The 294-nt window shown below is 61.6% G+C and carries 1 protein-coding gene; it reads left to right on the top strand.

Translation table 11 applies throughout. The features are described 5' to 3' along the window. Positions 1–294, top strand: a 294-nt coding sequence (locus SB765_RS28925) for a hypothetical protein (protein WP_410932391.1), incomplete at both ends; no start/stop codon positions are given.

Here is a 294-nt window from a genome sequence, read left to right as displayed (position 1 = left end):
GGCACTTCCCTGGCCATGATCGCCGCCCGCGTGATGGCTGGCAAAACCCTGAAAGAGCTGGGCTTCACCCAGGAAATCATCCCGAACTTCTACAGCGTCAAGGAAGCCGTCTTCCCGTTCGCCAAGTTCCCAGGGGTTGACCCGATCCTCGGCCCTGAGATGAAATCGACCGGTGAAGTCATGGGCGTGGGTGACAGCTTCGGTGAAGCCTTCGCCAAGGCCCAGATGGGTGCCAGCGAAGTGCTGCCGACCGGCGGTACCGCGTTCATCAGCGTGCGTGACGACGACAAGCCA

This window comes from Pseudomonas sp. SIMBA_067, assembly GCF_046534675.1.
Classification (GTDB): domain Bacteria; phylum Pseudomonadota; class Gammaproteobacteria; order Pseudomonadales; family Pseudomonadaceae; genus Aquipseudomonas; species Aquipseudomonas putida.
Note: the sequence above shows the minus strand (reverse complement) of the source record. Positions and strands in the feature narration are given on the sequence as shown.